Origin of the sequence: Salmonella sp. WC3 (genome assembly GCF_042932255.1) — a bacterium.
Taxonomy (GTDB): Bacteria; Pseudomonadota; Gammaproteobacteria; order Enterobacterales; family Enterobacteriaceae; genus Salmonella; species Salmonella enterica.
Genome location: NZ_CP170629.1, coordinates 1,871,233 through 1,894,476, shown reverse-complemented (window position 1 = coordinate 1,894,476; position 23,244 = coordinate 1,871,233). Strand labels below are relative to the sequence as shown.

At 53.8% G+C, this 23,244-nt stretch carries 20 protein-coding genes, 1 tRNA gene and 2 pseudogenes; 16 read left to right on the top strand and 7 right to left on the bottom strand.

Annotated features, from left to right (window positions below; translation table 11 throughout):
- The first annotated feature begins 20 nt into the window (after positions 1 to 20).
- From aat to infA, 3 genes and pseudogenes are all read left to right on the top strand, one after another.
- Positions 21 to 726, top strand: a pseudogene (gene aat, locus ACFK9X_RS08975) (leucyl/phenylalanyl-tRNA--protein transferase).
- Positions 727 to 1,110, top strand: a complete 384-nt coding sequence (locus tag ACFK9X_RS08970; protein ID WP_001539595.1) for a membrane protein — start codon at positions 727 to 729, stop codon at positions 1,108 to 1,110.
- Positions 1,038 to 1,256, top strand: coding sequence for a translation initiation factor IF-1 (gene infA / locus ACFK9X_RS08965; RefSeq protein ID WP_001040187.1), 219 nt, complete (start codon positions 1,038 to 1,040; stop codon positions 1,254 to 1,256). Before ACFK9X_RS08970 ends, infA begins: the two co-directional genes overlap by 73 nt.
- A gap of 90 nt (positions 1,257 to 1,346) precedes the next feature.
- Here the strand turns inward: infA and ACFK9X_RS08960 are convergent, their stop codons facing one another.
- Positions 1,347 to 2,258, bottom strand: coding sequence for a LysR family transcriptional regulator (locus ACFK9X_RS08960; protein ID WP_151116209.1), 912 nt, complete (start codon positions 2,256 to 2,258; stop codon positions 1,347 to 1,349).
- 108 nt (positions 2,259 to 2,366) lie between these two features.
- Between ACFK9X_RS08960 and ACFK9X_RS08955 the strand changes: the two genes are divergently transcribed.
- The 5 genes and pseudogenes from ACFK9X_RS08955 to ACFK9X_RS08935 all read left to right on the top strand — a co-directional run bounded on the left by ACFK9X_RS08955 (position 2,367) and on the right by ACFK9X_RS08935 (position 5,590).
- The gene (locus ACFK9X_RS08955) at positions 2,367 to 3,227 is read left to right on the top strand and encodes a pirin family protein (protein ID WP_151116207.1); all 861 of its coding nucleotides are present in this window, start codon (positions 2,367 to 2,369) and stop codon (positions 3,225 to 3,227) included.
- Positions 3,228 to 3,246: 19 nt separating this feature from the next.
- Entirely contained in the window at positions 3,247 to 3,924 is a 678-nt protein-coding gene (locus ACFK9X_RS08950) for a hydrolase (protein WP_151116205.1), read from the top strand.
- 148 nt (positions 3,925 to 4,072) lie between these two features.
- Positions 4,073 to 4,160: transfer RNA gene (locus ACFK9X_RS08945), tRNA-Ser, on the top strand.
- A gap of 717 nt (positions 4,161 to 4,877) precedes the next feature.
- Positions 4,878 to 5,231: pseudogene (locus ACFK9X_RS08940) on the top strand (tyrosine-type recombinase/integrase); the annotation flags it as partial.
- Between the two features lie 161 nt (positions 5,232 to 5,392).
- Positions 5,393 to 5,590 carry a hypothetical protein gene (locus tag ACFK9X_RS08935; protein WP_151116200.1) on the top strand — a complete coding sequence of 66 codons (198 nt, stop codon included), beginning with the start codon at positions 5,393 to 5,395 and terminating at the stop codon, positions 5,588 to 5,590.
- A 210-nt stretch (positions 5,591 to 5,800) separates the two neighbouring features.
- Here ACFK9X_RS08935 and clpA read toward each other — a convergent pair whose 3' ends face one another.
- The 3 genes from clpA to ACFK9X_RS08920 form a co-directional block, all read right to left on the bottom strand.
- Complete coding sequence (gene clpA, locus ACFK9X_RS08930; RefSeq protein WP_151116198.1) at positions 5,801 to 8,077, bottom strand: ATP-dependent Clp protease ATP-binding subunit ClpA; 2,277 nt, start codon at positions 8,075 to 8,077, stop codon at positions 5,801 to 5,803.
- A 30-nt stretch (positions 8,078 to 8,107) separates the two neighbouring features.
- Positions 8,108 to 8,428, bottom strand: a complete 321-nt coding sequence (gene clpS, locus ACFK9X_RS08925; RefSeq protein ID WP_000520789.1) for an ATP-dependent Clp protease adapter ClpS — start codon at positions 8,426 to 8,428, stop codon at positions 8,108 to 8,110.
- 95 nt (positions 8,429 to 8,523) lie between these two features.
- Entirely contained in the window at positions 8,524 to 8,601 is a 78-nt protein-coding gene (locus ACFK9X_RS08920; protein WP_212742690.1) for a hypothetical protein, read from the bottom strand.
- A gap of 150 nt (positions 8,602 to 8,751) precedes the next feature.
- Here ACFK9X_RS08920 and cspD point away from each other — a divergent pair, with 150 nt between their 5' ends.
- A complete protein-coding gene (gene cspD, locus ACFK9X_RS08915) occupies positions 8,752 to 8,973 on the top strand; it encodes a cold shock-like protein CspD (RefSeq protein ID WP_000447499.1) in 222 nt (73 codons plus the stop codon).
- Between the two features lie 129 nt (positions 8,974 to 9,102).
- Here cspD and macB read toward each other — a convergent pair whose 3' ends face one another.
- On the bottom strand, positions 9,103 to 11,049 hold the full coding sequence (gene macB, locus ACFK9X_RS08910; protein ID WP_151116196.1) for a macrolide ABC transporter ATP-binding protein/permease MacB: 1,947 nt from the start codon (positions 11,047 to 11,049) through the stop codon (positions 9,103 to 9,105).
- Positions 11,046 to 12,164 carry a macrolide transporter subunit MacA gene (gene macA, locus ACFK9X_RS08905; protein WP_001201759.1) on the bottom strand — a complete coding sequence of 373 codons (1,119 nt, stop codon included), beginning with the start codon at positions 12,162 to 12,164 and terminating at the stop codon, positions 11,046 to 11,048. Before macA ends, macB begins: the two co-directional genes overlap by 4 nt.
- A 145-nt stretch (positions 12,165 to 12,309) precedes the next feature.
- On the opposite strand from macA, the gene ACFK9X_RS08900 reads away from it, so the two are divergent.
- Positions 12,310 to 13,260: a VirK/YbjX family protein gene (locus ACFK9X_RS08900; RefSeq protein ID WP_001519667.1), complete on the top strand. Its 951-nt coding sequence runs from the start codon at positions 12,310 to 12,312 to the stop codon at positions 13,258 to 13,260.
- Here the strand turns inward: ACFK9X_RS08900 and ACFK9X_RS08895 are convergent.
- On the bottom strand, positions 13,257 to 14,915 hold the full coding sequence (locus ACFK9X_RS08895; protein ID WP_000599770.1) for an ATP-dependent endonuclease: 1,659 nt from the start codon (positions 14,913 to 14,915) through the stop codon (positions 13,257 to 13,259). The genes ACFK9X_RS08900 and ACFK9X_RS08895 overlap by 4 nt on opposite strands.
- A 201-nt stretch (positions 14,916 to 15,116) precedes the next feature.
- Between ACFK9X_RS08895 and ACFK9X_RS08890 the strand changes: the two genes are divergently transcribed.
- From ACFK9X_RS08890 to ACFK9X_RS08865, 6 genes are all read left to right on the top strand, one after another.
- Complete coding sequence (locus tag ACFK9X_RS08890) at positions 15,117 to 16,016, top strand: lysine exporter LysO family protein (protein ID WP_000491118.1); 900 nt, start codon at positions 15,117 to 15,119, stop codon at positions 16,014 to 16,016.
- Positions 16,017 to 16,159: 143 nt separating this feature from the next.
- Positions 16,160 to 17,812 carry a hydroxylamine reductase gene (gene hcp, locus ACFK9X_RS08885; protein WP_000458785.1) on the top strand — a complete coding sequence of 551 codons (1,653 nt, stop codon included), beginning with the start codon at positions 16,160 to 16,162 and terminating at the stop codon, positions 17,810 to 17,812.
- A gap of 11 nt (positions 17,813 to 17,823) precedes the next feature.
- The gene (gene hcr, locus ACFK9X_RS08880) at positions 17,824 to 18,792 is read left to right on the top strand and encodes an NADH oxidoreductase (RefSeq protein WP_000178698.1); all 969 of its coding nucleotides are present in this window, start codon (positions 17,824 to 17,826) and stop codon (positions 18,790 to 18,792) included.
- Positions 18,793 to 18,949: 157 nt separating this feature from the next.
- Positions 18,950 to 20,668 carry a ubiquinone-dependent pyruvate dehydrogenase gene (gene poxB / locus ACFK9X_RS08875; RefSeq protein ID WP_151116194.1) on the top strand — a complete coding sequence of 573 codons (1,719 nt, stop codon included), beginning with the start codon at positions 18,950 to 18,952 and terminating at the stop codon, positions 20,666 to 20,668.
- A gap of 38 nt (positions 20,669 to 20,706) precedes the next feature.
- A complete protein-coding gene (gene ltaE, locus ACFK9X_RS08870) occupies positions 20,707 to 21,708 on the top strand; it encodes a low-specificity L-threonine aldolase (RefSeq protein ID WP_151116192.1) in 1,002 nt (333 codons plus the stop codon).
- A 10-nt stretch (positions 21,709 to 21,718) separates the two neighbouring features.
- Entirely contained in the window at positions 21,719 to 23,152 is a 1,434-nt protein-coding gene (locus ACFK9X_RS08865) for an SDR family oxidoreductase (protein WP_151116190.1), read from the top strand.
- The last annotated feature ends 92 nt before the right edge of the window (positions 23,153 to 23,244 follow it).

Sequence of the window (23,244 nt, the reverse complement as noted above, 5' to 3'; positions counted from 1 at the left end):
CGTACTGGAGTTTCGCCGTCATGCGTCTGGTTCAGCTTTCCCGACATTCTATCGCTTTCCCTTCGCCGGAAGGCGCTTTACGCGAGCCTAACGGTTTACTGGCGCTGGGCGGCGATCTCAGCCCTGCCCGGTTGTTAATGGCCTACCAGCACGGGATTTTCCCGTGGTTTTCGCCGGGCGACCCGATTCTGTGGTGGTCGCCCGATCCGCGCGCCGTGCTGTGGCCTGAAAAGTTTCACCTCAGTCGCAGCATGAAGCGCTTTCACAACGCATCCCCTTACCGCGTGACGCTCAATTACGCTTTCGACCGGGTCATTGATGGATGCGCCAATCACCGTGACGAAGGCACCTGGATAACGCGTGGTATTGAGGAAGCCTATCGCCGATTACATGAATTGGGCCACGCGCACTCCATTGAAGTGTGGCGCGATCGGGAACTGGTCGGCGGGATGTATGGCGTCTCGCAGGGGGCGCTGTTTTGCGGCGAATCGATGTTTAGCCGCCAGGAGAATGCCTCTAAAACCGCACTGCTGGTTTTTTTGCTCTGAATTTACCCGTCACGGCGGTAAACTTATTGATTGTCAGGTACTTAATAGTCATACCGCCTCGCTCGGCGCCATTGAAATTCCACGTCGTGACTACCTCGATCACCTCGCGGCCTTACGCCAACAGCCGCTGGCCTCCCGTTTTTGGGTGCCGCGGACATTATTTTTGCCCCGGAAGTGAATGTTTTCGGCACATTTTTTATTGGGGTGTTATAATTGCTGCCGCAGAATTGGTTTAGCTCATTATCCCGCAGCCCGTTGTCAGGTAACGCCCATCGTTTATTTCACCGTTCCCTTATATGTTGCGCTTATGTCGATACATCAGGCGGTAGTATCAGGGAAAAGGTGTATAACGCGGCGTTGTCGTGTGTCGCGGAATCATGTGCTAAACCTGGTTTGCTGTGTTTTAAACGCACAAATCTTTACTTATCAAAAGAAGTTCGGCATTATCTTGCCGGTTCAAATTATGGTAGTGATACCCCAGAGGATTAGATGGCCAAAGAAGACAATATTGAAATGCAAGGTACCGTTCTCGAAACGTTACCTAATACCATGTTCCGCGTAGAGTTAGAAAACGGTCACGTGGTTACTGCACACATCTCCGGTAAAATGCGTAAGAACTACATCCGCATCCTGACGGGCGACAAAGTGACCGTTGAGCTGACCCCGTACGACCTGAGCAAAGGCCGCATTGTCTTCCGTAGTCGCTAATTGTCTCCTCACGCCCTGAAGGGCGGCTGGATAAAAGGTCGGTTTAACCGGCCTTTTTTGCGTCCATTAAGTCGATGAATGACGAGCAGGTTACTCTTCCACCATTCGCGCATACTCTTCCGTCAAAAAATCGACCAACGCACGTACGGAAGGTAATAATCCTCGCCGGGACGGGAACACAGCATGAATAACCTCCCGCCGGGGCTCCCACTCTTCCAGCACCGCGACCAGTTCACCGGCGGCCAGTTGTTCTTTCACCATTAAGACAGGTAGCTGCACAAGCCCCACGCCCGCCATCGCCGCCTCGCGTAGCGCCAACATGTCTGTAGTAATCATACGCGGGGTAAAATGGACTTCCGCACGCGCGCACTGCGGGCCGTAAAGTTCCCAGCGGTGGATATGCTTGCCGGATGCAAGACTTAGCCCTGGCCAATGGCTCAACTCCGCCGGCGCGGAAGGGATTCCCATCCGTGCGATAAGATCCGGGCTGGCAAACAGGCGATGCCCTCTGTCAGCCAGGACGCGCATCACCAGGTCGCTATCTTCAAACGGGCGCGGCCTGACGCGAATCGCCACATCCACCCCCTCCCCTACGACGTCCACCCGACGATTGGTCGCTTCAAGCTGTAGCGAAACATCAGGATAACGCGCCATAAATTTCGCCAGCATTGGGCCGATGTGTACATGCAGCAGCGTCACCGGGCAGGTCAGCTTCACAATACCGCGAGGCTCTACCTGCAATGCGGCAATGGCATCCTGCGCCGCCTGAGCTTCCACCAGCATCGCTTTACAGTGCTCATAGAATGTTTGTCCCACTTCGGTAACGTTAAACTGCCGGGTAGTTCGCTGAATCAATCGCACGCCCAGCCGTTCCTCCAGTTGCGCAATACGCCGGCTCAGTTTTGATTTTGGTTCATCAAGCGCACGCCCCGCCGCGGCAAACCCACCCTCTTCGACCACATGCACAAACCACGCAAAATCATTGAGATCCGTTTTTATCATTACATTGTCCTATTAATGGAACGGTATGAGCCATTTTAGCCACTACCGAACCTTTTGTCATGAATATAAGCTTATTCACATCAAGACAACGCCACTGAGGAGAACACCATGAAACAGATTACAGGCGTCTATACCGCACCTCGCCCGCACTGGGTTGGCGATGGATTTCCGGTTCGTTCACTCTTTTCTTATCAGTCACATGCGCAGCAGTTGAGTCCATTCCTGCTGCTGGATTATGCCGGGCTGCACACATTTACGCCGGGTAATGAAAAACGCGGCGTTGGGGAGCATCCACACCGCGGTTTCGAGACCGTGACGATTGTTTATGGTGGCGAAGTCGAGCATCGGGACTCTACCGGTCACGGCGGCGTTATCGGCCCGGGCGACGTTCAATGGATGACCGCAGGCGCAGGCATTTTGCATGAAGAGTTCCATTCCGACGCGTTTACCCGTCGGGGCGGCGAACTGGAAATGGTGCAGTTGTGGGTTAACCTTCCAATGAAGGACAAAATGACCACCCCGGGTTATCAAAGCATTACCCACGATGTTATCCCGACCGTTACGTTGCCGGATGACGCCGGAGTCGTGCGGGTCATCGCAGGGCGTTATGAAGAGACAAAAGGCCCGGCGCACACTTTCTCGCCGCTCAATGTCTGGGATATGCGCCTGCAACGCAATCGCCAGCTTACATTGGCACAGCCGGAAGGATGGAGCACCGCGCTGGTGGTACTGAAAGGCAATATCACGGTGAACGGCACGACGCCGGTCAACGAAGCGCAACTGGTGGTGTTGAGCCAGCAAGGGAAAACGCTGCACCTTGAGGCCATCAGCGACGCCAGCGTATTGCTGTTATCAGGCGAGCCGTTGAATGAACCGATTGTGGGTTACGGCCCATTTGTTATGAACACGAAACAAGAGATCGCAGAAGCAGTCCGCGATTTCAACTCCGGCCGTTTTGGCCAAATCTGAAAACATGAAGGAGAACACGATGTCAAGTCCTGCTAATTTTAATGGTTTGCTCCCGGTAATTGATGTTAACGATTCCGTGATGCTTTTAATCGATCATCAAAGCGGTCTTTTCCAGACCGTAGGCGATATGCCAATGCCGGAATTACGCGCTCGCGCCGCGGCGTTGGCGAAGATGGCGACGTTAGCGAAAATGCCGGTCATTACCACGGCATCCGTACCGCAAGGTCCGAACGGCCCGCTGATCCCGGAGATCCACGCTAATGCGCCACATGCGCAGTACATTGCGCGCAAAGGTGAAATTAACGCCTGGGATAACGAAGATTTCGTTAAGGCGGTAAAAGCGACGGGTCGTAAGACGCTGATCATTGCCGGGACGATTACCAGCGTGTGTATGGCATTCCCGGCCATTAGCGCGGTAGCGGAAGGTTATAAGGTATTTGCCGTGATCGACGCATCCGGCACCTACAGTAAGATGGCGCAGGAGATCACCCTGGCGCGTATCGTACAGGCTGGCGTCGTACCGATGGATACTGCCGCAGTCGCCTCTGAGCTGCAAGGCACCTGGAACCGTGAAGACGCCGCCGCGTGGGCCGACGTTTATACTCAGGTATTCCCGGCCTATCAACTGCTGATCGAAAGCTACAGCAAAGCGCAGGATGTGGTGAAAAACAACGAAATGTTGGATTCACAGCGTTAATTTGCCTCCCCGCGCCAGTTTGGGCGGGGATTATGTCTATTGCATGAGCAAACGACAGTGAATATGTAAATTCTGCTTGACCGTTTTAGCGCAACTCCCTATAGTAGCGCCCCGTTGCCCCCCAAGTGGTCAGGCAGCAATACAATATGGTGAGGTGTCCGAGTGGCTGAAGGAGCACGCCTGGAAAGTGTGTATACGGCAACGTATCGGGGGTTCGAATCCCCCCCTCACCGCCATATTCAAGTTGAGAGCCTGTACAGAAGTACGGGCTTTTTGCTTATATGTATCCCCCAAACCAAGGGGGGATGAGAACCACCGACCGGGGTTCGACACAAAAACGCCGGGAGCGTTTTTGAACAGAGCTTGCTCTGGCCCCGAAGGGGCGAGGCCCAGGGATGGGCTGAGTAGCGGCGCAGCCAGTTGGACAGACCGGGCGCGCAGCGAACGGGCTGCCCCGAAGGGGCGAGCAAAGCGAGTCAATCCCCCCCTCACCGCCATATTCAAGTTGAGAGCCTGTACAGAAGTACGGGCTTTTTGCTTATATGTATCCCCCAAACCAAGGGGGGATGAGAACCACCGACCGGGGTTCGACACAAAAACGCCGGGAGCGTTTTTGAACAGAGCTTGCTCTGGCCCCGAAGGGGCGAGGCCCAGGGATGGGCTGAGTAGCGGCGCAGCCAGTTGGACAGACCGGGCGCACAGCGAACGGGCTGCCCCGAAGGGGCGAGCAAAGCGAGTCAATCCCCCCTCACCGCCATCTTCAAGAAAGAGCTCATACGAAACTACGGGCTTTTGTATCTAAACTTCTTGTTTTTGCTGTGATTTCCCTGATAAAAGGTTTGTTTTTGGACCTTTTGTTGCTATGGGGAAGTTGCTATAGATTGTGTAAAAACAGCCCTACTCCCCTGTCTGAAACGCTTTAGAAAAGTTTGCATAAGTATCTCTCGGTAGTAAAAAAGCACCGAGTTCCTCTGTCTGATTCTGCCGTTGCTTTATTAGAAGGCTTACCGCGTTTGAAAAATAACAATCATGTATTCCCTGCCCCTCGCGCTGAAACACTTTCTGATATGTCGTTATTGGCTGTATTGAAACGAATGGAATATACCAACTTAACGCAACATGGCTTCCGTTCTACTTTCCGTGAGTGGACTGGTGAAGCAACGGATTATCAACGTGAGGTTATTGAACATGCGTTGGCGCACCAGTTGGCAGATAAGGCTGAAGCAGCGTATCAGCGTGGGACGTTATGGCCTAAACGGGTGGCGTTGATGGATGATTGGACGGGGTATAGCACTGCCAACAGCTAAGCTACCTGTACGAAAGCATTATCGTTGATAACAACGTAGAAAGTGTGATGCTAATAGCATTCGCTTTCGAAAATGTGATAAGTGATAATTTCATACTGAACTATTTATTATATAATTATTATCATAATTTGCAAATTACATAACCCACTCAAGGAGAGGTTATGCCCGGACTGATAGGCTACTGGAAGCAACTTCCCACCAAAGATGAATATATTAAAAAACAAAATATGAGCAAAATATCCTGCTACAGTTGTGGTCACGAGAAATTCAGCGATGTTGGTTTGATACAGGTATGGGATAATCATAGAAGAATTCTTTGTGCTAAGTGTAAGACTACTCTTTTCAGAGAAGAGGATTAGTTTTTTGGCATTGGTAACAGCGGCTTCAGCATCCCTTTTCACACAGCGGGGCGGGCTTTTTTTCGCATTTGACCCGTCGATTACCGGATGATGGCGCAATTTACAAGCGCCTTATCCGCCTACCGCGAGCACAACGCCATCAGGCTAACTATTAGCCGGCATAAAAAAACCGAGCGCTAAGGCCCGGTTTGTACGGCAGTGAAACGAAGATTAATGCGCGGCTTCCGGCTTGTGCTTTTGCGCACTCTGGAAGCCATACGTCAACGCATTTTTCTCTTTATCCAGCGCGACGGTGACCTGTCCGCCATCAACCAGCGATCCAAACAGCAACTCATTGGCCAGCGGTTTTTTCAGGTTATCCTGAATCACACGTGCCATTGGTCGTGCGCCCATCGCCCGGTCATAGCCCTTTTCCGCCAGCCAGTCGCGCGCTTCCTGACTGACTTCCAGAGAGACGCCTTTCTGATCCAACTGAGCCTGCAACTCGACGATAAACTTATCGACAACCTGATGAATCACCTCGCCAGACAGATGATCGAACCAAATAATGTTGTCGAGACGGTTACGGAACTCCGGCGTAAACACTTTCTTGATCTCGCCCATCGCATCGGTACTGTTGTCCTGATGAATAAGACCAATAGATTTACGTTCGGTTTCTCGCACGCCGGCGTTGGTGGTCATCACCAGCACCACGTTGCGGAAATCCGCCTTACGGCCATTGTTATCGGTCAGCGTACCGTTATCCATCACCTGCAGCAGCAGGTTAAAGACATCCGGGTGCGCTTTTTCGATCTCATCCAGCAACAGCACCGCATGAGGATGCTTAATCACCGCATCCGTCAGCAGCCCGCCCTGGTCGAAACCGACGTATCCCGGAGGCGCGCCGATCAAACGGCTCACCGTATGGCGCTCCATATATTCGGACATATCGAAGCGCAACAGCTCAATACCCAGCGCTTTTGAAAGCTGTACCGTAACTTCAGTTTTCCCTACGCCAGTTGGCCCGGCGAACAAGAATGAGCCGACAGGTTTATGCTCATGGCCCAGACCCGCACGACTCATCTTAATAGCTTCGGTCAGCGCCTCAATCGCGTTATCCTGGCCGAAGACCAGCATTTTCAGACGATCGCCCAGGTTCTTCAGCGTATCGCGATCGCTCTGCGAGACGCTCTTTTCAGGAATTCGCGCAATTCGCGCCACTACGGACTCAATATCCGCCACGTTGACCGTTTTCTTACGTTTGCTCACCGGCATCAGACGCGCCCGAGCGCCCGCTTCGTCAATCACGTCAATGGCTTTATCCGGCAGATGGCGGTCATTGATATATTTTACCGCCAGCTCGACCGCCGCACGCACCGCTTTCGCGGTATAACGCACGTCGTGGTGCGCTTCGTACTTAGGTTTCAAGCCGTTGATAATTTGCACCGTCTCTTCCACCGAAGGCTCGGTAATATCAATTTTCTGGAAACGGCGCGCTAATGCGCGGTCTTTCTCAAAAATATTGCTGAATTCCTGATAGGTCGTTGAGCCGAACACCCGGATCTTGCCGCTGGAAAGCAGCGGTTTAATCAGATTTGCCGCATCCACCTGTCCGCCCGACGCCGCGCCAGCGCCGATAATGGTATGGATTTCATCGATAAACAGGATGCTGTTGGTATCCTGCTCAAGCTGTTTCAGCAACGCCTTAAACCGTTTTTCAAAATCGCCACGGTATTTGGTGCCCGCCAGCAGCGAACCGATATCCAGAGAGTAAATGGTGCAATCGGCCATCACTTCCGGCACATCGCCCTGCACGATACGCCAGGCCAGCCCTTCGGCAATCGCCGTTTTGCCAACACCGGATTCCCCTACCAGCAACGGGTTATTTTTACGGCGACGACACAAGACCTGGATCGCGCGTTCCAGTTCTTTTTCACGACCAATCAGCGGATCGATGCCGCCCACGCGAGCAAGTTGGTTAAGATTCGTCGTGAAGTTTTCCATACGTTCCTCCCCGCCAGCTTGTTCGTCGCCAGTTGGCTGATTGCCGAGATCGGAAGATTGGCTCGGTTCGTCTTTTCGCGTCCCGTGAGAAATAAAGTTCACGATATCCAGACGGCTCACTTCATGCTTACGCAGCAGATAAGCCGCCTGTGATTCCTGTTCGCTAAAGATAGCCACCAGCACATTCGCGCCAGTCACTTCACTACGCCCGGAAGACTGAACGTGGAAGACGGCACGTTGCAGGACACGCTGGAAACTTAACGTCGGCTGCGTATCACGCTCTTCTTCACTGGCAGGCAGTACGGGTGTGGTTTGTTCAATGAAGGCTTCGAGTTCCTGACGGAGCGCCACCAGATCCACGGAGCATGCTTCCAGCGCTTCGCGAGCCGATGGGTTGCTGAGCAGCGCCAGCAACAGATGCTCGACGGTCATAAACTCATGACGGTGCCCGCGCGCTCTGGCGAAAGCCATGTTTAAACTGAGTTCCAGTTCTTGATTGAGCATAGGCACCTCCCCCAATTTTTATACCTGCCTTCAGGCTTTTTCCAGCGTACACAGCAACGGATGCTCGTTCTCCCTTGCATACTTGTTCACCATCGCCACTTTGGTTTCCGCCACCTCGGCGGTGAACACGCCGCAGATGGCTTTGCCTTGATAGTGAACTGCAAGCATCAATTGCGTTGCACGTTCTACATCATAAGAAAAGAATTTTTGTAACACGTCAATAACAAACTCCATCGGAGTGTAGTCATCATTGACTAATATCACTTTATACATAGATGGCGGTTTTAGCGCGTCGCGCACGCTATCTTCCACCAACTGGTCAAAATCCAGCCAATCGTTCGTCTTACCCATTGTCAGTCGTCATTATCGGTTACGGTTGTCGGCAGGAAAATCTGCCGCTGACCAGAGTCTATGCACACAATCAATCTACCTCAATTGATAGATAACTAACATCTATCAGTACCATCCGCGACATCTGTCACATTCCCGGCAATAGCGTTAACTGCTTCAAATTTTTGATTCATTTTTACCCGATCCCCCCTGCCTGATGCTTGACGCCTCGCCTGATTTCTCTAAATTGTAATGTCGAGAGTTGGTGAGGTTTTGAACAGCCCCCACTCCGTCACCGGTTCATTCCATCTTACTTATATAAGATTTACGAAGGATGTCGAAACATGGAAACGGGTACTGTAAAGTGGTTCAACAATGCCAAAGGGTTTGGTTTCATCTGCCCTGAAGGCGGCGGCGAGGATATTTTCGCCCATTATTCCACCATTCAAATGGATGGTTACAGAACGCTTAAAGCCGGACAGTCTGTCCGGTTTGATGTCCACCAGGGGCCAAAAGGCAATCACGCCAGCGTCATCGTGCCCATCGAAGCAGAGGCCGTTGCATAGCTCCTCTGTCTCATTGTGTACATCCAGGAGGCAAAATGCCAGCCCGATCGGCTGGCATTTTTATTTAACGCCAGTTCCTGATAGCAACACCGTTGCATCTTATCAGGCCGACAAATGACGTCAGCAAGATTACTCCCTTGCCAGCGCATCCACCGGGTCCAGTCGCGCCGCGTTTCTCGCCGGTAGCCAGCCAAACAGTATCCCGGTAAACGTCGAACATAAAAACGCGCTCGCCAGCGCAGTCAGTGAAAAACCGATCTCCCAGCCGGGCAGGAAAAGCTGTAGCATAAATGCGATGAACATCGACAAGCTAATCCCCAGCGCTCCACCAACCAGGCAAACCAGCACCGCTTCAATAAGAAACTGCTGTAGCACATCGCTGGCGCGCGCGCCTACCGCCATACGGATGCCGATTTCACGCGTTCGCTCGGTGACGGAAACCAGCATAATATTCATAACGCCGATGCCGCCGACAACCAGCGAAATGACAGCCACCAGCGTCAGAAATAACTGAAGAGTATAGGTGGTTTTTTCAGCCGTTTTCAGGACGCTGTCCATATTCCAGGTGAAGAAGTCTTTTTTACCGTGGCGTAAGGTGAGCAGGCGAGTAAGCTGCTGTTCAGCCTGATCGCTATCAACGCCATCTTTCACACGAACGGTGATCGAGTTAAGCCATGACTGACCCATTATGCGATCTGACATCGTGCTATAGGGCAACCAAATTTGCAACAGATTGCTATTGCCGTACATGGACGGTTTCTCTTCCGCCACGCCAATAACAATAACCGGCATATTACCCACCAGCACCACTTCCCCTACGACATTCGCTTTATTTGGAAATAGCTGGCGTCGCGTGTTGGCATCCAGCACCACCACCTGCGCGCGATCCTGTTGCTGTACAGCATTGAAGGTGTTCCCCTCCCTAAAGGACATGCCGTAAACGTTAAAATAATCGCCACTGACGCCATTAGCATTTACGGCAATATCAATATTGCCATAGCGAAGACGTAAGCTCTTTGAAACGCTGAGCGTCGCAGAGTTAACCCACGGCTGTTTCTGAATAGCGACCAGATCGTCATATTTCAGCGCCTGTCGATACTGCGGGTTGTCGTCGCCGAAATCTTTGCCTGGATGAATATCAATCGTATTAGTGCCCATAGCGCGGATATCCGCCAGTACCATCTGTTTTGCGGCGTCGCCGACCACCACAATCGACACCACCGACGCAATACCGATAATAATTCCCAGCATGGTCAGTAAAGTACGCATTTTGTTAGCGGCCATCGCTAACCACGCCATTGACAGCGCTTCGCGAAAGCTGCTGGCAAATTGCCGCCAGCCGGGAGCCGTATTAACTACGGCAGCGTCAACGCCCTGTTCGCGTTTCTTTTCCTGCGCGGGCGGATTATGGACAATCTTGCCATCGTGAATTTCAATAATCCGCTCCGCCTGGGCGGCAATCAGCGGATCGTGCGTCACAATGATCACCGTATGTCCGCGATCGCGCAGTTGGCGCAAAATCGCCATCACCTCTTCGCCGGAATGGCTATCCAGCGCGCCGGTCGGCTCATCCGCCAGAATCACCTGTCCGCCGTTCATCAGCGCGCGGGCAATACTGACACGCTGCTGCTGTCCGCCAGAAAGCTGTGAAGGCGGGTAATCGACGCGATCGCTTAATCCCAGCCGCAAAAGCAACTCTCTGGCGCGCGCCTGGCGTTTTTTGCGTTCAATGCCGGCGTAGACGGCGGGGATTTCAACATTTTGCGCTGCCGTTAAATGCGACAACAGATGGTAGCGCTGAAAGATAAAGCCAAAATGCTCACGCCGCAGCTGCGCCAGCGCGTCCGGGTCCAGCGTCGAGACGTCCCGCCCCGCCACCCGATAAGTGCCGCTGGTCGGTTTATCCAGGCACCCGAGGATATTCATCAGCGTTGATTTTCCAGAACCGGAAACGCCGACGATCGCCACCATCTCCCCGGCGTGGATTTGCAGAGAGATATCTTTCAACACCGCCACCTGCTCTTCTCCGGAGGGGTAGCTGCGACTCACATTGCGCAGTTCAAGCAATGCCGTCATGGCGTCGCTCCTGGCCTGCTCTCGCCGATGATCACCTCATCGCCCGCTTCCAGACCTTTAACCACTTCCACGTCTGTATCGTTACGCTCGCCAATGACCACTTCGCGCTCACGTTTTTCGCCGTTACGCAACAGCGCCACTTTATAACGATTGCCGCCCACCGGTTCGCCAAGCGCGGCGAGAGGAATAATCAGCACATTTTTGACATCCATGAGTTGAATATAAACCTGTGCGGTCATATCAAGACGCAAGATTCTTTTGGGATTCGGCACTTCAAACCGGGCGTAATAAAAAATAGCGTCGTTGATCTTTTCCGGCGTCGGCAGAATATCTTTTAAAACGCCTTCATAGCGCGTTTGCGGATCGCCTGCAATGGTGAACCATGCTTTCTGCCCCGCCCGAAGATGGATCACGTCCGCTTCCGAGACCTGCGCTTTTACCAGCATGGTGCTCATATCCGCCAGCGTCAGAATATTGGGCGCCTGCTGAGCTGCAATCACCGTTTGTCCTTGCAGGGTAGTGATTTGCGTCACTTCCCCCGCCATGGGGGCAACAATACGGGTATATTCCAGGTTGGTTTTCGCGGTGTCCAACGAGGCCCGATTACGTTTGATCTGGGCATCTATGGTGCCAATACGCGCCTGTTTAACCGCCAACTCCGTCGCCGCAGTATCCAGATCCTGTTGCGATACCGCCTGAGTCTTAGCTAACTGCTGCTGGCGCGCCAGCGTAACCCGCGCCAGCTTTAACTCAGCAGCTGCCTGCTGACGCTCCGCGTTCAGCTCCATCAGGGTGGCCTCGACCTCTTTTATCTGGTTCTCCGCCTGATCTGGGTCAATCACGCCGAGTAGCTGATCTTTTTTAACGTTATCGCCAATGGAGACCAGCAGCGTTTTCAACTGGCCGCTCACCTGCGCGCCGACATCCACTTTACGCAACGCGTCCAGTTTTCCAGTCGCCAGTACACTCTGTTCAAGATCGCCTGGCCGCACGATTAATGTCTGATAAGTTGGCAGCGGCGCATTTATCATTCGCCAGCTAACCATCCCCCCCACTAAAAGAATTAAAATAATGACCAGATAACGCTTTTTAAATTTCTTTCCCTTAGCACGCATAGAAACCCTGACGGCAAAATTTTAACCAGAAAGTAAACCGTATATAAACAAACCTGACGCAATAAAGATAGCGCCGGCTGTATTGACGATTGGTTAATGTTTCCTGTGGTTCAATCTCGACAATCTTATGTCGCGGATTACGATCATGACACAGCTTACAGATAATACCTGGTACACTTCAGATTACATCTCTCCTTTACAATTATTTATTCGTCTGACGCGCGGGCAATTACAGCCAGGAAAATTCTGGCGTAAAGCCAGCTTTCGTCGCAAGTTTTTAATCCGCTCATTAGTCATGCCGCGTGCAACCAGCCAATTACTGACCAATCTCACCCAATGGCCGGAGTTAAATACGTTACTTGCTCGTCAGCCGCGTTTGCCTATTCGGCTACATCGTCCTTATATGGCTGTAAATATTAAACGCGATTTCGCCTTAGATGCGCTGTGTTTTCATTATCAACAGATGCGCCAACTTTTATCGCGGGAACAACAAGTTAGCTATTTAAGTCAGTATGGCCTGAATCTTGCTAAATTTGAAACTAAAACCGGCGAGTTGTTTCAACTTGATTTAGTCAGTCTGGTCTCACTGGATAAAGAAGGTGAAAGCACTATTGTTGTTCGCGACGCACAGTTACGTATTCTGGCAGAGATCACATTTACCCTGTGTCGCTTTAACCAACAACGCACACTATTTATCGGCGGATTACAGGGCGCGGCAAACGACGTCCCTCACGAAATTATCCAGCAGGCGACCAAAGCCTGCCATGGTCTTTTTCCCAAACGCATCGTGATGGAGGCTCTCTGTCAGTTTGCGCAAGTCTTTCAGGCAGAAAAGATTATAGCCGTGAGTAACGATGCGCACGTTTATCGTAGCTGGCGATACATGGATAAAAAGACGCAAATGCATGCCGACTATGACGCGTTTTGGGAATCGTTAGGCGGTGAAAGAATTAAAGGGAATTACTATACGCTGCCGCTGGCGATCGCCCGAAAAAGCGAAGCGGAGATCGCCAGTAAAAAACGGGCCGAGTATCGCCGCCGCTATGCATTACTCGATAGCGTCGTCGAACAGGTTCCGGCCACATTCAAACGCTAATCCGCCCGGCCCCGCGCCAGCCAAACCACGCGCGAGAACATCTTTCTGAACAGCGGCGGCACGGCGTCAATTCCGCGCCGCCCAGCTTCCATCGCGACTTCAATCGCCAAATCCGGCTTTGACGAGCGGTGGATAGCTTTAGTGATAATTTTCCGGGTATTCATCGGCACATTAGGCGGAAGCTGCGCAACCCGGTGAAAAACATCGGCAAAGCCCTGACGATACATAAAATGTTCCATATCCAGCGCAGGCAGCGCCGTGAGATGTTCGCGTTCTTCTTCCCGATCGTTATTAAGCAGGCTGCGGACCGTCGCGGCATATTTTTTCCCCGCTTCGTCGCCATCCACCAGGACATGCCACTCGATTCCCATACGGCGGGCGAACTTCACCAGCGGTTTCAGGCCAGACTGAGCAAACTCAATGACTTTAATGCCCTCCGCATCAAAATGATGTCCACACTGACGCGCCAGCTCATTAATAACCCAGGTTTCCGTCTCGCCTTCCACCAGTAGCCAGCAACGCGCAAACAGCGACGACGCGCGATTAAAGCGGATATGAAAGGCGATACGCCGTCCATCTTCCGCGCTTAACCCGCCCGGGCCCAGACGCCAGGCGGCGACGCGGGAAGATTCGCGCACCAGCCGTACGACATGTTCCACCGGCGTTAGCGAAAGCAGTTCGCCTGAGTTGGTTGTCGCTATCCGCTGTAGCGGTAACAGATTGAGCAATTGCCAGGCGACTGAAAGCATAATGGGATGTAAACGGGTTTCCGGATCTTCCACCAGCAGTAATGGTCGTGCGTCTTTATGTAACCGCAGCGTCCCTTTCGCCTGTAACAGCGTGGAGAAAAGCCCCAGCAGGATCACCCGATGCGACCGGCTGCCCGGTTTGTCGATCATCCGATTAATAATATCCAGATAGCGCCAGCTACGCTGCTCATTTTGCGAACGTCGGCGCATGAGTCGGTGACGCGCCTGTCCTGCGCCCTGCTCTGAGAAATAGTGTTCAAGCAGTTGCACCATCGCGGACAGTCCCTGGCGAATCTGCCCGTCGGTTAAATTTTGCGGCCGGGTCGCCAGCTCACGCGCCAGAAAATCCAGTTGCCGGGCCGTGACTTCAACATCCGGCACATTGGGCACCGTACCGTTGCGAATACGTCGCATAAAGCGCGCATCGCGCAAACGTAGCACTGGCATCAGACGAACCAGGTGGCGCACCTGATCGTTAATATTTTCCACCGGCAATGGCTGCCCATCGCTATTGAGAAAACTGCGCAACGTCATCACGCTGCCATCGGCGCCGCATTCGCCCTCTAGCCGATAAAAAATGCGGTGAAAATCATCCTCGCAAGGCGACCAGCATGCTTCCAGCGCTCTATAACGACGTACCCGATGCCGCCCTGGCTGCGTTTCGCGAAAAGTCAGAATAATATGCAGGTGATGCTCGCGTCCTTTTATGTCGCCAGGCGGAAACCAGAAATCCTCACGGACAAAATGGTAGAGATCGAGTTCCGGCGACAATAACAGAGTCAGCGCATCCAGCAGGCTGGATTTGCCCCAGGCGTTTTCCCCAATCAGCACGTTGTTTTGCTCCAGCATCAACGACAGTCGGTTGATACCGCGAAATCCTACTATTTCAACGCGTTCGAGAATCATGCTTCCTCCAGAAAAACGTCATCACTCCATAAAATTCACCGCAGTATAACGGCAAATGCGTCCGCCTGGCGTGATATTCCCCCCCTTTGCCTGGGGCAAATGTCTGATAAATGTACGGCTGACGGTGTCGCTTTACTGATAGTCTGGAATTCGGTAGTGTCATGTACGCTATTCAAACAATAAAAAAGGGCCCGGCTGTTCATGTTTTCAGGACTTTTAATCATTCTGGTTCCACTGATTGTGGGCTATCTCATTCCACTGCGACATAAAGCCGCATTACAACTTATTAACCGGCTACTGAGCTGGATCGTGTACCTTATTCTCTTTTTTATGGGAATAAGCCTGGCGTTTTTGGATAACCTCGCCAGTAATCTGGTGGCGATTTTTCATTATTCCGCCGTCAGTATTACGATTATTTTATTGTGTAATATCGCCGCCTTATTGTGGCTGGAACGTATCCTCCCGTGGCGTCACCATCATCAGCAGGAAAAACTGCCTTCACGTATTGCCATGGCGCTGGAGTCGCTGCAACTGTGCGGCGTAGTGGTATTGGGGTTTGTCATCGGCCTGAGCGGACTCTCTGTTTTACAGCACGCCACCGAAGCCAGTGAATATACGCTGATCTTTTTATTGTTCCTGGTGGGGATTCAGCTACGAAATAGCGGCATGACCTTAAAGCAAATTGTGCTTAACCGCCGGGGAATGATGGTCGCGGTCGTTGTCGTGGCAAGCTCATTACTGGGCGGCGTGATTAATGCGTTTATCCTGGACTTACCGCTAAAAACCGCCCTGGCGATGGCGTCAGGTTTCGGCTGGTACTCTCTTTCCGGTATTTTGCTGACGGAGTCGTTTGGACCGGTTATCGGCAGCGCGGCATTTTTTAACGATCTGGCCCGCGAGCTCTTAGCCATTATGCTTATTCCCGGCCTGGTTCGCCGCAGCCGCTCAACGGCGTTGGGCCTGTGCGGAGCGACCTCAATGGACTTTACGTTGCCGGTATTACAGCGCTCCGGCGGCGTAGAGATTGTTCCGGCGGCTATCGTACATGGCTTTATCCTCAGCCTGCTGGTACCCCTCTTAATGGCGTTCTTCTCGGCCTGATACCTCTTTGGCGGTAGGCATCTGCCGCCAAAATTGCGCTAAATCAATCTCCTTGCACATTATGGCAGAAATCCCTTTTATCCCTTTGTTCACAGGCATAATCTTAAACATGTATATTAAATATAACTTTAAAAGGTGTGACCATGTTTTGTGTGCAATGTGAACAAACCATCCGTACACCAGCCGGAAACGGCTGCTCCTACGCGCAGGGAATGTGCGGTAAAACGGCTGAAACGTCCGATCTGCAGGATCTGCTGATTGCGGCTTTGCAAGGTTTGTCTGCCTGGGCGGTGAAGGCCCGTGAATATGGCATCATTAATCACGACGTTGATAACTTTGCGCCGCGCGCGTTTTTCTCCACGCTGACCAACGTTAACTTCGACTCTCCGCGTATCGTCGGCTACGCCCGTGAAGCGATTGCCTTGCGTGAAGCGTTGAAAGCGCAGTGCCTGAGCGTGGATGCCAATGCGCATTGCGACAATCCGATGGCCGATCTGCAACTGGTTAGCGACGATCTGGGCGAACTGCAACGTCAGGCGGCGGAATTTACCCCGAATAAAGACAAAGCCGCCATTGGCGAGAACATCCTCGGCCTGCGTCTGCTGTGCCTGTACGGTCTGAAAGGCGCGGCGGCGTATATGGAGCACGCGCACGTTCTCGGTCAATACGACAACGACATTTACGCGCAGTACCACAAAATCATGGCCTGGCTGGGCACCTGGCCTGCTGACATGAACGCGCTGCTGGAGTGCGCAATGGAAATCGGCCAGATGAACTTCAAAGTGATGAGCATTCTGGACGCCGGTGAAACCACCAAATACGGTCACCCTACGCCGACTCAGGTCAACGTCAAAGCGACTGAAGGCAAGTGCATTCTGATCTCCGGTCACGATCTGAAAGATCTCTACAACCTGCTGGAGCAGACCGAAGGCACCGGCGTTAACGTCTACACTCACGGTGAAATGCTGCCCGCACACGGCTATCCGGAACTGCGTAAATTCAAGCATCTGGTCGGTAACTACGGCAGCGGCTGGCAGAATCAGCAGGTCGAATTCGCCCGCTTCCCTGGCCCAATCGTGATGACCTCTAACTGCATTATCGACCCGACCGTGGGCAGCTATGACGACCGTATCTGGACCCGTAGCATCGTCGGCTGGCCGGGCGTTAGCCATCTTGAAGGCGATGACTTCGGGCCGGTCATTGCCCAGGCGCAGCAGATGGCGGGCTTCCCGTATAGCGAAATTCCGCATCTCATCACCGTCGGTTTTGGCCGTCAGACCCTGCTCGGCGCTGCCGATACACTCATCGATCTGGTCAGTCGTGAAAAACTGCGTCACATCTTCCTGGTCGGCGGCTGTGACGGCGCGCGCGGCGAGCGTAACTACTTTACCGATTTCGCCACCAGCGTACCGGATGACTGCCTGATCCTGACCCTGGCGTGCGGTAAATACCGTTTCAACAAACTGGAGTTCGGCGACATCGAAGGGCTGCCGCGTCTGGTCGATGCCGGTCAGTGTAATGATGCTTACTCCGCGATTATCCTGGCGGTGACGCTGGCGGAAAAACTGGGCTGCGGCGTCAACGATCTGCCGCTATCGCTGGTGCTCTCCTGGTTTGAGCAGAAAGCAATCGTGATTCTGCTGACGCTGCTGTCATTAGGCGTGAAAAATATTGTCACCGGGCCGACCGCGCCGGGCTTCTTCACGCCGGATCTGCTGGCTATCCTCAACGAGAAGTTCGGCCTGCGCTCCGTGACCACCGTTGAAGAAGACATGAAGCAATTGCTGAGCGCGTAAGGAGGTCAATGATGACGATGCCAACCTCACAATGTCCCTGGCGAATGCAGGTGCATCACATCCGTCAGGAGACGCCGGATGTATGGACAATTGCGCTATTATGCCATGACTACTACCCTTATCGCGCCGGGCAGTATGCGCTGGTGAGCGTGCGTAATTCAGCGGAAACGCTGCGCGCCTACACCCTTTCGTCTACGCCGGGCGTCAGTGAATATATCACGCTGACCGTTCGTCGGATTGAAGATGGCACGGGTTCACAGTGGTTGACCCATGACATCAAGCGCGGCGATTACATCTGGCTGTCTGATGCAATGGGCGATTTTACCTGTGACGATAAAACAGAAGATAAGTTTCTGCTGCTCGCCGCCGGTTGTGGCGTAACGCCAATCATGTCGATGCGTCGCTGGCTGGCAAAATACCGCCCACAGGCCGATGTGCAGGTCATCTTTAACGTCCGTTCGCCGGATGATGTGATTTTTGCCGACGAGTGGCGACAGTATCCGGTCACGCTAGTGGCGGAAAATCATGCCACGGAAGGTTTTGTCGCGGGCCGTCTGACCACGGAATTATTACAGCGCGTACCGGATTTGGCATCGCGCACCATCATGACCTGCGGCCCGGCGCCCTATATGGATTTCGTCGAACAGGGAGTGAAAGCGCTTGGCGTAACGCGCTTCTTTAAAGAGAAGTTCTTCACGCCGGTGGCGGAAACGGCAACCAGCGGCCTGAAATTCACCAAACTACAGCCAGCGCAGGAATTTTATGCCCCGATCGGTACGACGCTGCTGGAGGCGCTGGAGAGTAATAAAGTACCGGTTGCCGCTGCCTGTCGGGCAGGTGTTTGCGGCTGCTGTAAAACCAAAGTCGTTTCCGGCGACTATACGGTGAGCAGCACCATGACGCTGAGCGAGGCGGAGATTGCCGAAGGTTACGTACTGGCCTGCTCCTGCCATCCGCAGGGCGATCTTGTTCTCGCATAATCGGTAAACGTTCCATCGTAGGCCCGGTAAGCGTTAGCGCCACCGGGCGATTTGCCGCTCGCTTCATCCTTTCGCCCCTCTCTTCGCCAAAGAAAAACGTCATCGTCATCTTCAACTAAACTTGTAACCGTTATCACATTTAAGGAGATGGAGAACCATGAAACAAACCGTTGCTGTTTTTATCGCCAAAACGCTGGAACAGGCTGGCGTAAAACAAATCTGGGGCGTCACTGGCGACTCCCTGAACGGCCTGAGCGATAGTCTTAATCGTATGGGAACCATTGAATGGATGCCAACCCGCCACGAAGAGGTCGCCGCTTTCGCCGCCGGCGCACAAGCGCAGCTTACCGGCGAGCTGGCAGTGTGCGCCGGTTCATGTGGACCGGGCAACCTGCACCTGATCAATGGCCTGTTTGATTGCCACCGTAACCACGTCCCTGTTCTGGCGATCGCCGCCCATATTCCGTCCAGTGAAATCGGCAGCGGTTATTTCCAGGAGACCCACCCGCAGGAGTTGTTTCGTGAATGCAGCCACTATTGCGAGTTGGTTTCCAGCCCGGAGCAGATCCCGCAGGTACTCGCCATCGCCATGCGCAAAGCGGTGCTAAATCGCGGCGTCTCCGTGGTCGTACTTCCGGGTGACGTGGCGCTGAAACCCGCGCCTGAAAACGCCGTCACCCATTGGTACCATGCCCCGCACCCCGTCGTCACGCCGGCGGAGGAAGAGCTGAAAAAACTGGCGCAACTGCTGCGCTACTCCAGCAATATCGCATTGATGTGCGGTAGCGGCTGCGCGGGCGCGCATGAGGAGTTGGTCGCGTTGGCGGCAAAGCTAAAAGCGCCAATCGTTCATGCCCTGCGCGGCAAAGAGCACGTTGAGTACGATAACCCTTATGATGTGGGAATGACCGGCCTGATTGGCTTCTCTTCTGGCTTCCACACCATGATGAACGCCGATACGCTGATCCTGCTCGGCACCCAGTTCCCCTACCGCGCCTTTTATCCGAGCGATGCCAAAATCATTCAGATTGACATCAACCCGGGCAGTATTGGCGCGCACAGCAAAGTCGACATGGCGCTGGTGGGCGATATTAAAGCCACGCTTCGCGCCCTGCTGCCGCTGGTGGAAGAAAAAAGCAATCGTAAATTCCTCGATAAAGCTCTGGAGCACTATCGGGACGCCCGTAAGGGACTTGATGACTTAGCCAAACTCAGCGATAAAGCCATCCATCCACAATATCTGGCGCAACAAATTAGCCATTTCGCCGCTGACGACGCTATTTTTACCTGCGATGTCGGCACGCCGACCGTCTGGGCGGCCCGCTATCTAAAAATGAACGGCAAGCGCCGCCTGCTGGGCTCGTTTAACCACGGGTCAATGGCCAACGCCATGCCACAGGCGCTCGGCGCTCAGGCCACCGCGCCGGGTCGGCAGGTTATCGCGATGTGCGGTGATGGCGGCTTCAGTATGCTGATGGGCGATTTTCTCTCGGTGGTACAGATGAAGCTGCCGATAAAAATCGTCGTCTTTAATAACAGCGTGCTGGGCTTTGTGGCGATGGAAATGAAAGCCGGCGGCTACCTTACCGACGGTACCGAACTGCACGACACCAATTTCGCGCGTATCGCCGAAGCCTGCGGCATTACCGGTATTCGCGTGGAAAAAGCCGCAGACGTGGACGGTGCGCTACAGCGCGCGTTTTCCATTGACGGCCCGGTACTGGTTGACGTGGTCGTGGCAAAAGAAGAGCTGGCGATCCCGCCGCAGATCAAACTGGAACAAGCGAAAGGCTTTAGCCTGTACATGCTACGCGCCATTATTAGCGGCCGCGGCGATGAAGTGATCGAACTGGCGAAAACGAACTGGCTAAGGTAAAACAGTGCACATCACCTTTTAAAATCCAGGGATGTGCCATGATTGATTTACGCAGTAATACCGTTACCCGACCGGGCCGCGCCATGCTCGAGGCGATGATGACCGCCCCGGTCGGGGACGACGTATACGGCGATGACCCTACTGTTAACGCCCTTCAGCGCTACGCCGCCGACCTTTCCGGTAAAGAAGCGGCGCTTTTTTTACCCACCGGCACCCAGGCCAATCTGGTCGCGCTGCTTAGCCATTGTGAACGCGGCGAAGAGTATATCGTCGGTCAGGGCGCGCATAATTATCTCTATGAAGCTGGCGGCGCGGCGGTGCTCGGCAGCATTCAGCCGCAGCCCATCGACGCCGCCGCGGACGGTACGCTGCCGCTGGAGAACGTGGCGGCGAAGATTAAAGCGGATGACATCCACTTCGCGCGTACGCGCTTGCTCAGTCTGGAAAATACGCATAACGGGAAAGTGCTGCCGCGCGCGTATCTGAAAGACGCCTGGACGTTTACCCGCGAACGTGGGCTGGCGCTGCACGTTGACGGCGCCCGAATTTTTAACGCGGTGGTTGCCTACGGCTGTGAGTTAAAAGAGATTACGCAGTATTGCGACTCTTTTACCATCTGCCTGTCAAAAGGTCTCGGAACGCCGGTCGGTTCGCTGCTGGTCGGTAACCGCGACTACATTAAACGCGCGACGCGCTGGCGTAAAATGGTCGGCGGCGGAATGCGTCAGGCCGGGATTCTGGCAGCGGCCGGACTGTATGCGCTGAAGCATAACGTGGCGCGTCTGCGAGAGGATCATGATAACGCCGCCTGGCTGGCGCAGCAGCTTCGGGAAGCGGGCGCGGAGGTCATGCGCCACGAAACGAATATGCTGTTTGTTCGCGTTGGCGAAGCACAGGCCGCCGCGCTTGGCGACTATTTGCGGGAACGGAATATCCTGATTAACGCCGCGCCGATTGTGCGTCTGGTGACGCATCTGGATGTCTCTCGCGAACAGCTTACCGACGTCGTCGCCCACTGGCGCGCCTTTTTAGCCCGCTAAGGAGAGCAACGTGGCGCAACGCATTCTGGTTCTCGGCGCCAGCGGCTATATCGGCCAGCACCTGGTCTTTGCGCTAAGTCAGCAAGGGCATCATGTGCGAGCGGCGGCGCGACGCATCGAACGTCTGGAAAAACAGCGCCTCGCCAACGTCAGTTGTCATAAGGTCGATCTGCACTGGCCGGAAAATTTACCCGCGCTGCTTCGCGACATTGATACCGTTTACTATCTGGTACACGGCATGGGCGAAGGCGGCGATTTTATCGCCCATGAGCGTCAGGCGGCGCTCAACGTGCGCGACGCGCTGCGCCAGACGCCGGTTAAACAACTTATTTTCCTCAGTTCATTGCAGGCGCCGACGCATGAGCAATCCGATCACCTGCGCGCCCGCCAGCTTACGGCTGACACGCTGCGCGACGCAGGCGTACCGGTGACGGAATTACGCGCCGGGATCATCGTCGGCGCAGGCTCCGCCGCCTTCGAAGTCATGCGCGACATGGTTTACAACCTGCCAATACTCACGCCGCCGCGCTGGGTGCGTTCGCGCACCACGCCCATCGCCTTGGAAAATTTACTCTACTACCTGGTCGGCTTACTGGAGCACCCTGCGCACGAGCATCGTATTCTGGAAGCCGCCGGGCCGCAGGTATTAAGTTATCAGCAGCAGTTTGAACGTTTTATGGCCGTCAGCGGTAAACGGCGTCCGCTGATCCCGGTGCCTTTTCCGACCCGCTGGATTTCGGTCTGGTTTTTAAACGTCATTACCTCCGTGCCGCCAACTACCGCAAAAGCGTTAATCCAGGGATTAAGGCACGATTTGCTGGCCGATGACGCCGCGTTAAAAAAGTTGATCCCCCAAACGCTTATCACCTTTGATGACGCCGTTCGCCGCACGCTGAAAGAAGAAGAAAAACTGGTGAACTCCAGCGACTGGGGCTACGACGCGCTGGCCTTCGCCCGCTGGCGTCCCGAATACGGCTATTTTCCAAAGCAGGCGGGCTTTACCGCGCAGACCCCGGCCAGCCTATCGGCGCTCTGGCAGGTCGTAAATCGGCTGGGTGGCAAAGAGGGCTATTTTTTCGGCAATATTTTGTGGCAGACGCGCGCCGCGATGGATCGTCTGGTGGGGCATAAACTGGCGAAAGGCCGCCCGTCGCATACTTTGCTCAAGCCTGGCGATACGGTAGATAGCTGGAAAGTGATCATTGTCGAACCAGAAAAACAGCTCACGCTCTTGTTTGGCATGAAAGCGCCGGGCCTGGGGCGGCTTAGCTTCACGCTGCACGATAAAGGCCGCTACCGCGAAATTGACGTGCACGCCTGGTGGCATCCACACGGAATGCCGGGCCTGATTTACTGGCTACTGATGATCCCGGCGCACCTGTTTATTTTCCGAGGAATGGCAAGGCGTATTGCCCGACTTGCAGAACAAATCACAGAAAAATGAGAAAAAGTTGCTGTATTCTTTCGTGTTTCCCATTGCATACCGACGTAATTCACGGAAGAATGCGCACGACGGTTTATTAAACACAGTGGATT

Coding starts and splice junctions, on each gene's coding strand:
- ACFK9X_RS08970 (WP_001539595.1), top strand. CDS start 727: ATGTTTTCGGCACATTTTTTATTGGGGTGTTATAATTGCTGCCGCAGA.
- infA (WP_001040187.1), top strand. CDS start 1,038: ATGGCCAAAGAAGACAATATTGAAATGCAAGGTACCGTTCTCGAAACG.
- ACFK9X_RS08960 (WP_151116209.1), bottom strand. CDS start 2,258: ATGATAAAAACGGATCTCAATGATTTTGCGTGGTTTGTGCATGTGGTC.
- ACFK9X_RS08955 (WP_151116207.1), top strand. CDS start 2,367: ATGAAACAGATTACAGGCGTCTATACCGCACCTCGCCCGCACTGGGTT.
- ACFK9X_RS08950 (WP_151116205.1), top strand. CDS start 3,247: ATGTCAAGTCCTGCTAATTTTAATGGTTTGCTCCCGGTAATTGATGTT.
- ACFK9X_RS08935 (WP_151116200.1), top strand. CDS start 5,393: ATGCCCGGACTGATAGGCTACTGGAAGCAACTTCCCACCAAAGATGAA.
- clpA (WP_151116198.1), bottom strand. CDS start 8,077: ATGCTCAATCAAGAACTGGAACTCAGTTTAAACATGGCTTTCGCCAGA.
- clpS (WP_000520789.1), bottom strand. CDS start 8,428: ATGGGTAAGACGAACGATTGGCTGGATTTTGACCAGTTGGTGGAAGAT.
- ACFK9X_RS08920 (WP_212742690.1), bottom strand. CDS start 8,601: ATGAATCAAAAATTTGAAGCAGTTAACGCTATTGCCGGGAATGTGACA.
- cspD (WP_000447499.1), top strand. CDS start 8,752: ATGGAAACGGGTACTGTAAAGTGGTTCAACAATGCCAAAGGGTTTGGT.
- macB (WP_151116196.1), bottom strand. CDS start 11,049: ATGACGGCATTGCTTGAACTGCGCAATGTGAGTCGCAGCTACCCCTCC.
- macA (WP_001201759.1), bottom strand. CDS start 12,164: ATGCGTGCTAAGGGAAAGAAATTTAAAAAGCGTTATCTGGTCATTATT.
- ACFK9X_RS08900 (WP_001519667.1), top strand. CDS start 12,310: ATGACACAGCTTACAGATAATACCTGGTACACTTCAGATTACATCTCT.
- ACFK9X_RS08895 (WP_000599770.1), bottom strand. CDS start 14,915: ATGATTCTCGAACGCGTTGAAATAGTAGGATTTCGCGGTATCAACCGA.
- ACFK9X_RS08890 (WP_000491118.1), top strand. CDS start 15,117: ATGTTTTCAGGACTTTTAATCATTCTGGTTCCACTGATTGTGGGCTAT.
- hcp (WP_000458785.1), top strand. CDS start 16,160: ATGTTTTGTGTGCAATGTGAACAAACCATCCGTACACCAGCCGGAAAC.
- hcr (WP_000178698.1), top strand. CDS start 17,824: ATGACGATGCCAACCTCACAATGTCCCTGGCGAATGCAGGTGCATCAC.
- poxB (WP_151116194.1), top strand. CDS start 18,950: ATGAAACAAACCGTTGCTGTTTTTATCGCCAAAACGCTGGAACAGGCT.
- ltaE (WP_151116192.1), top strand. CDS start 20,707: ATGATTGATTTACGCAGTAATACCGTTACCCGACCGGGCCGCGCCATG.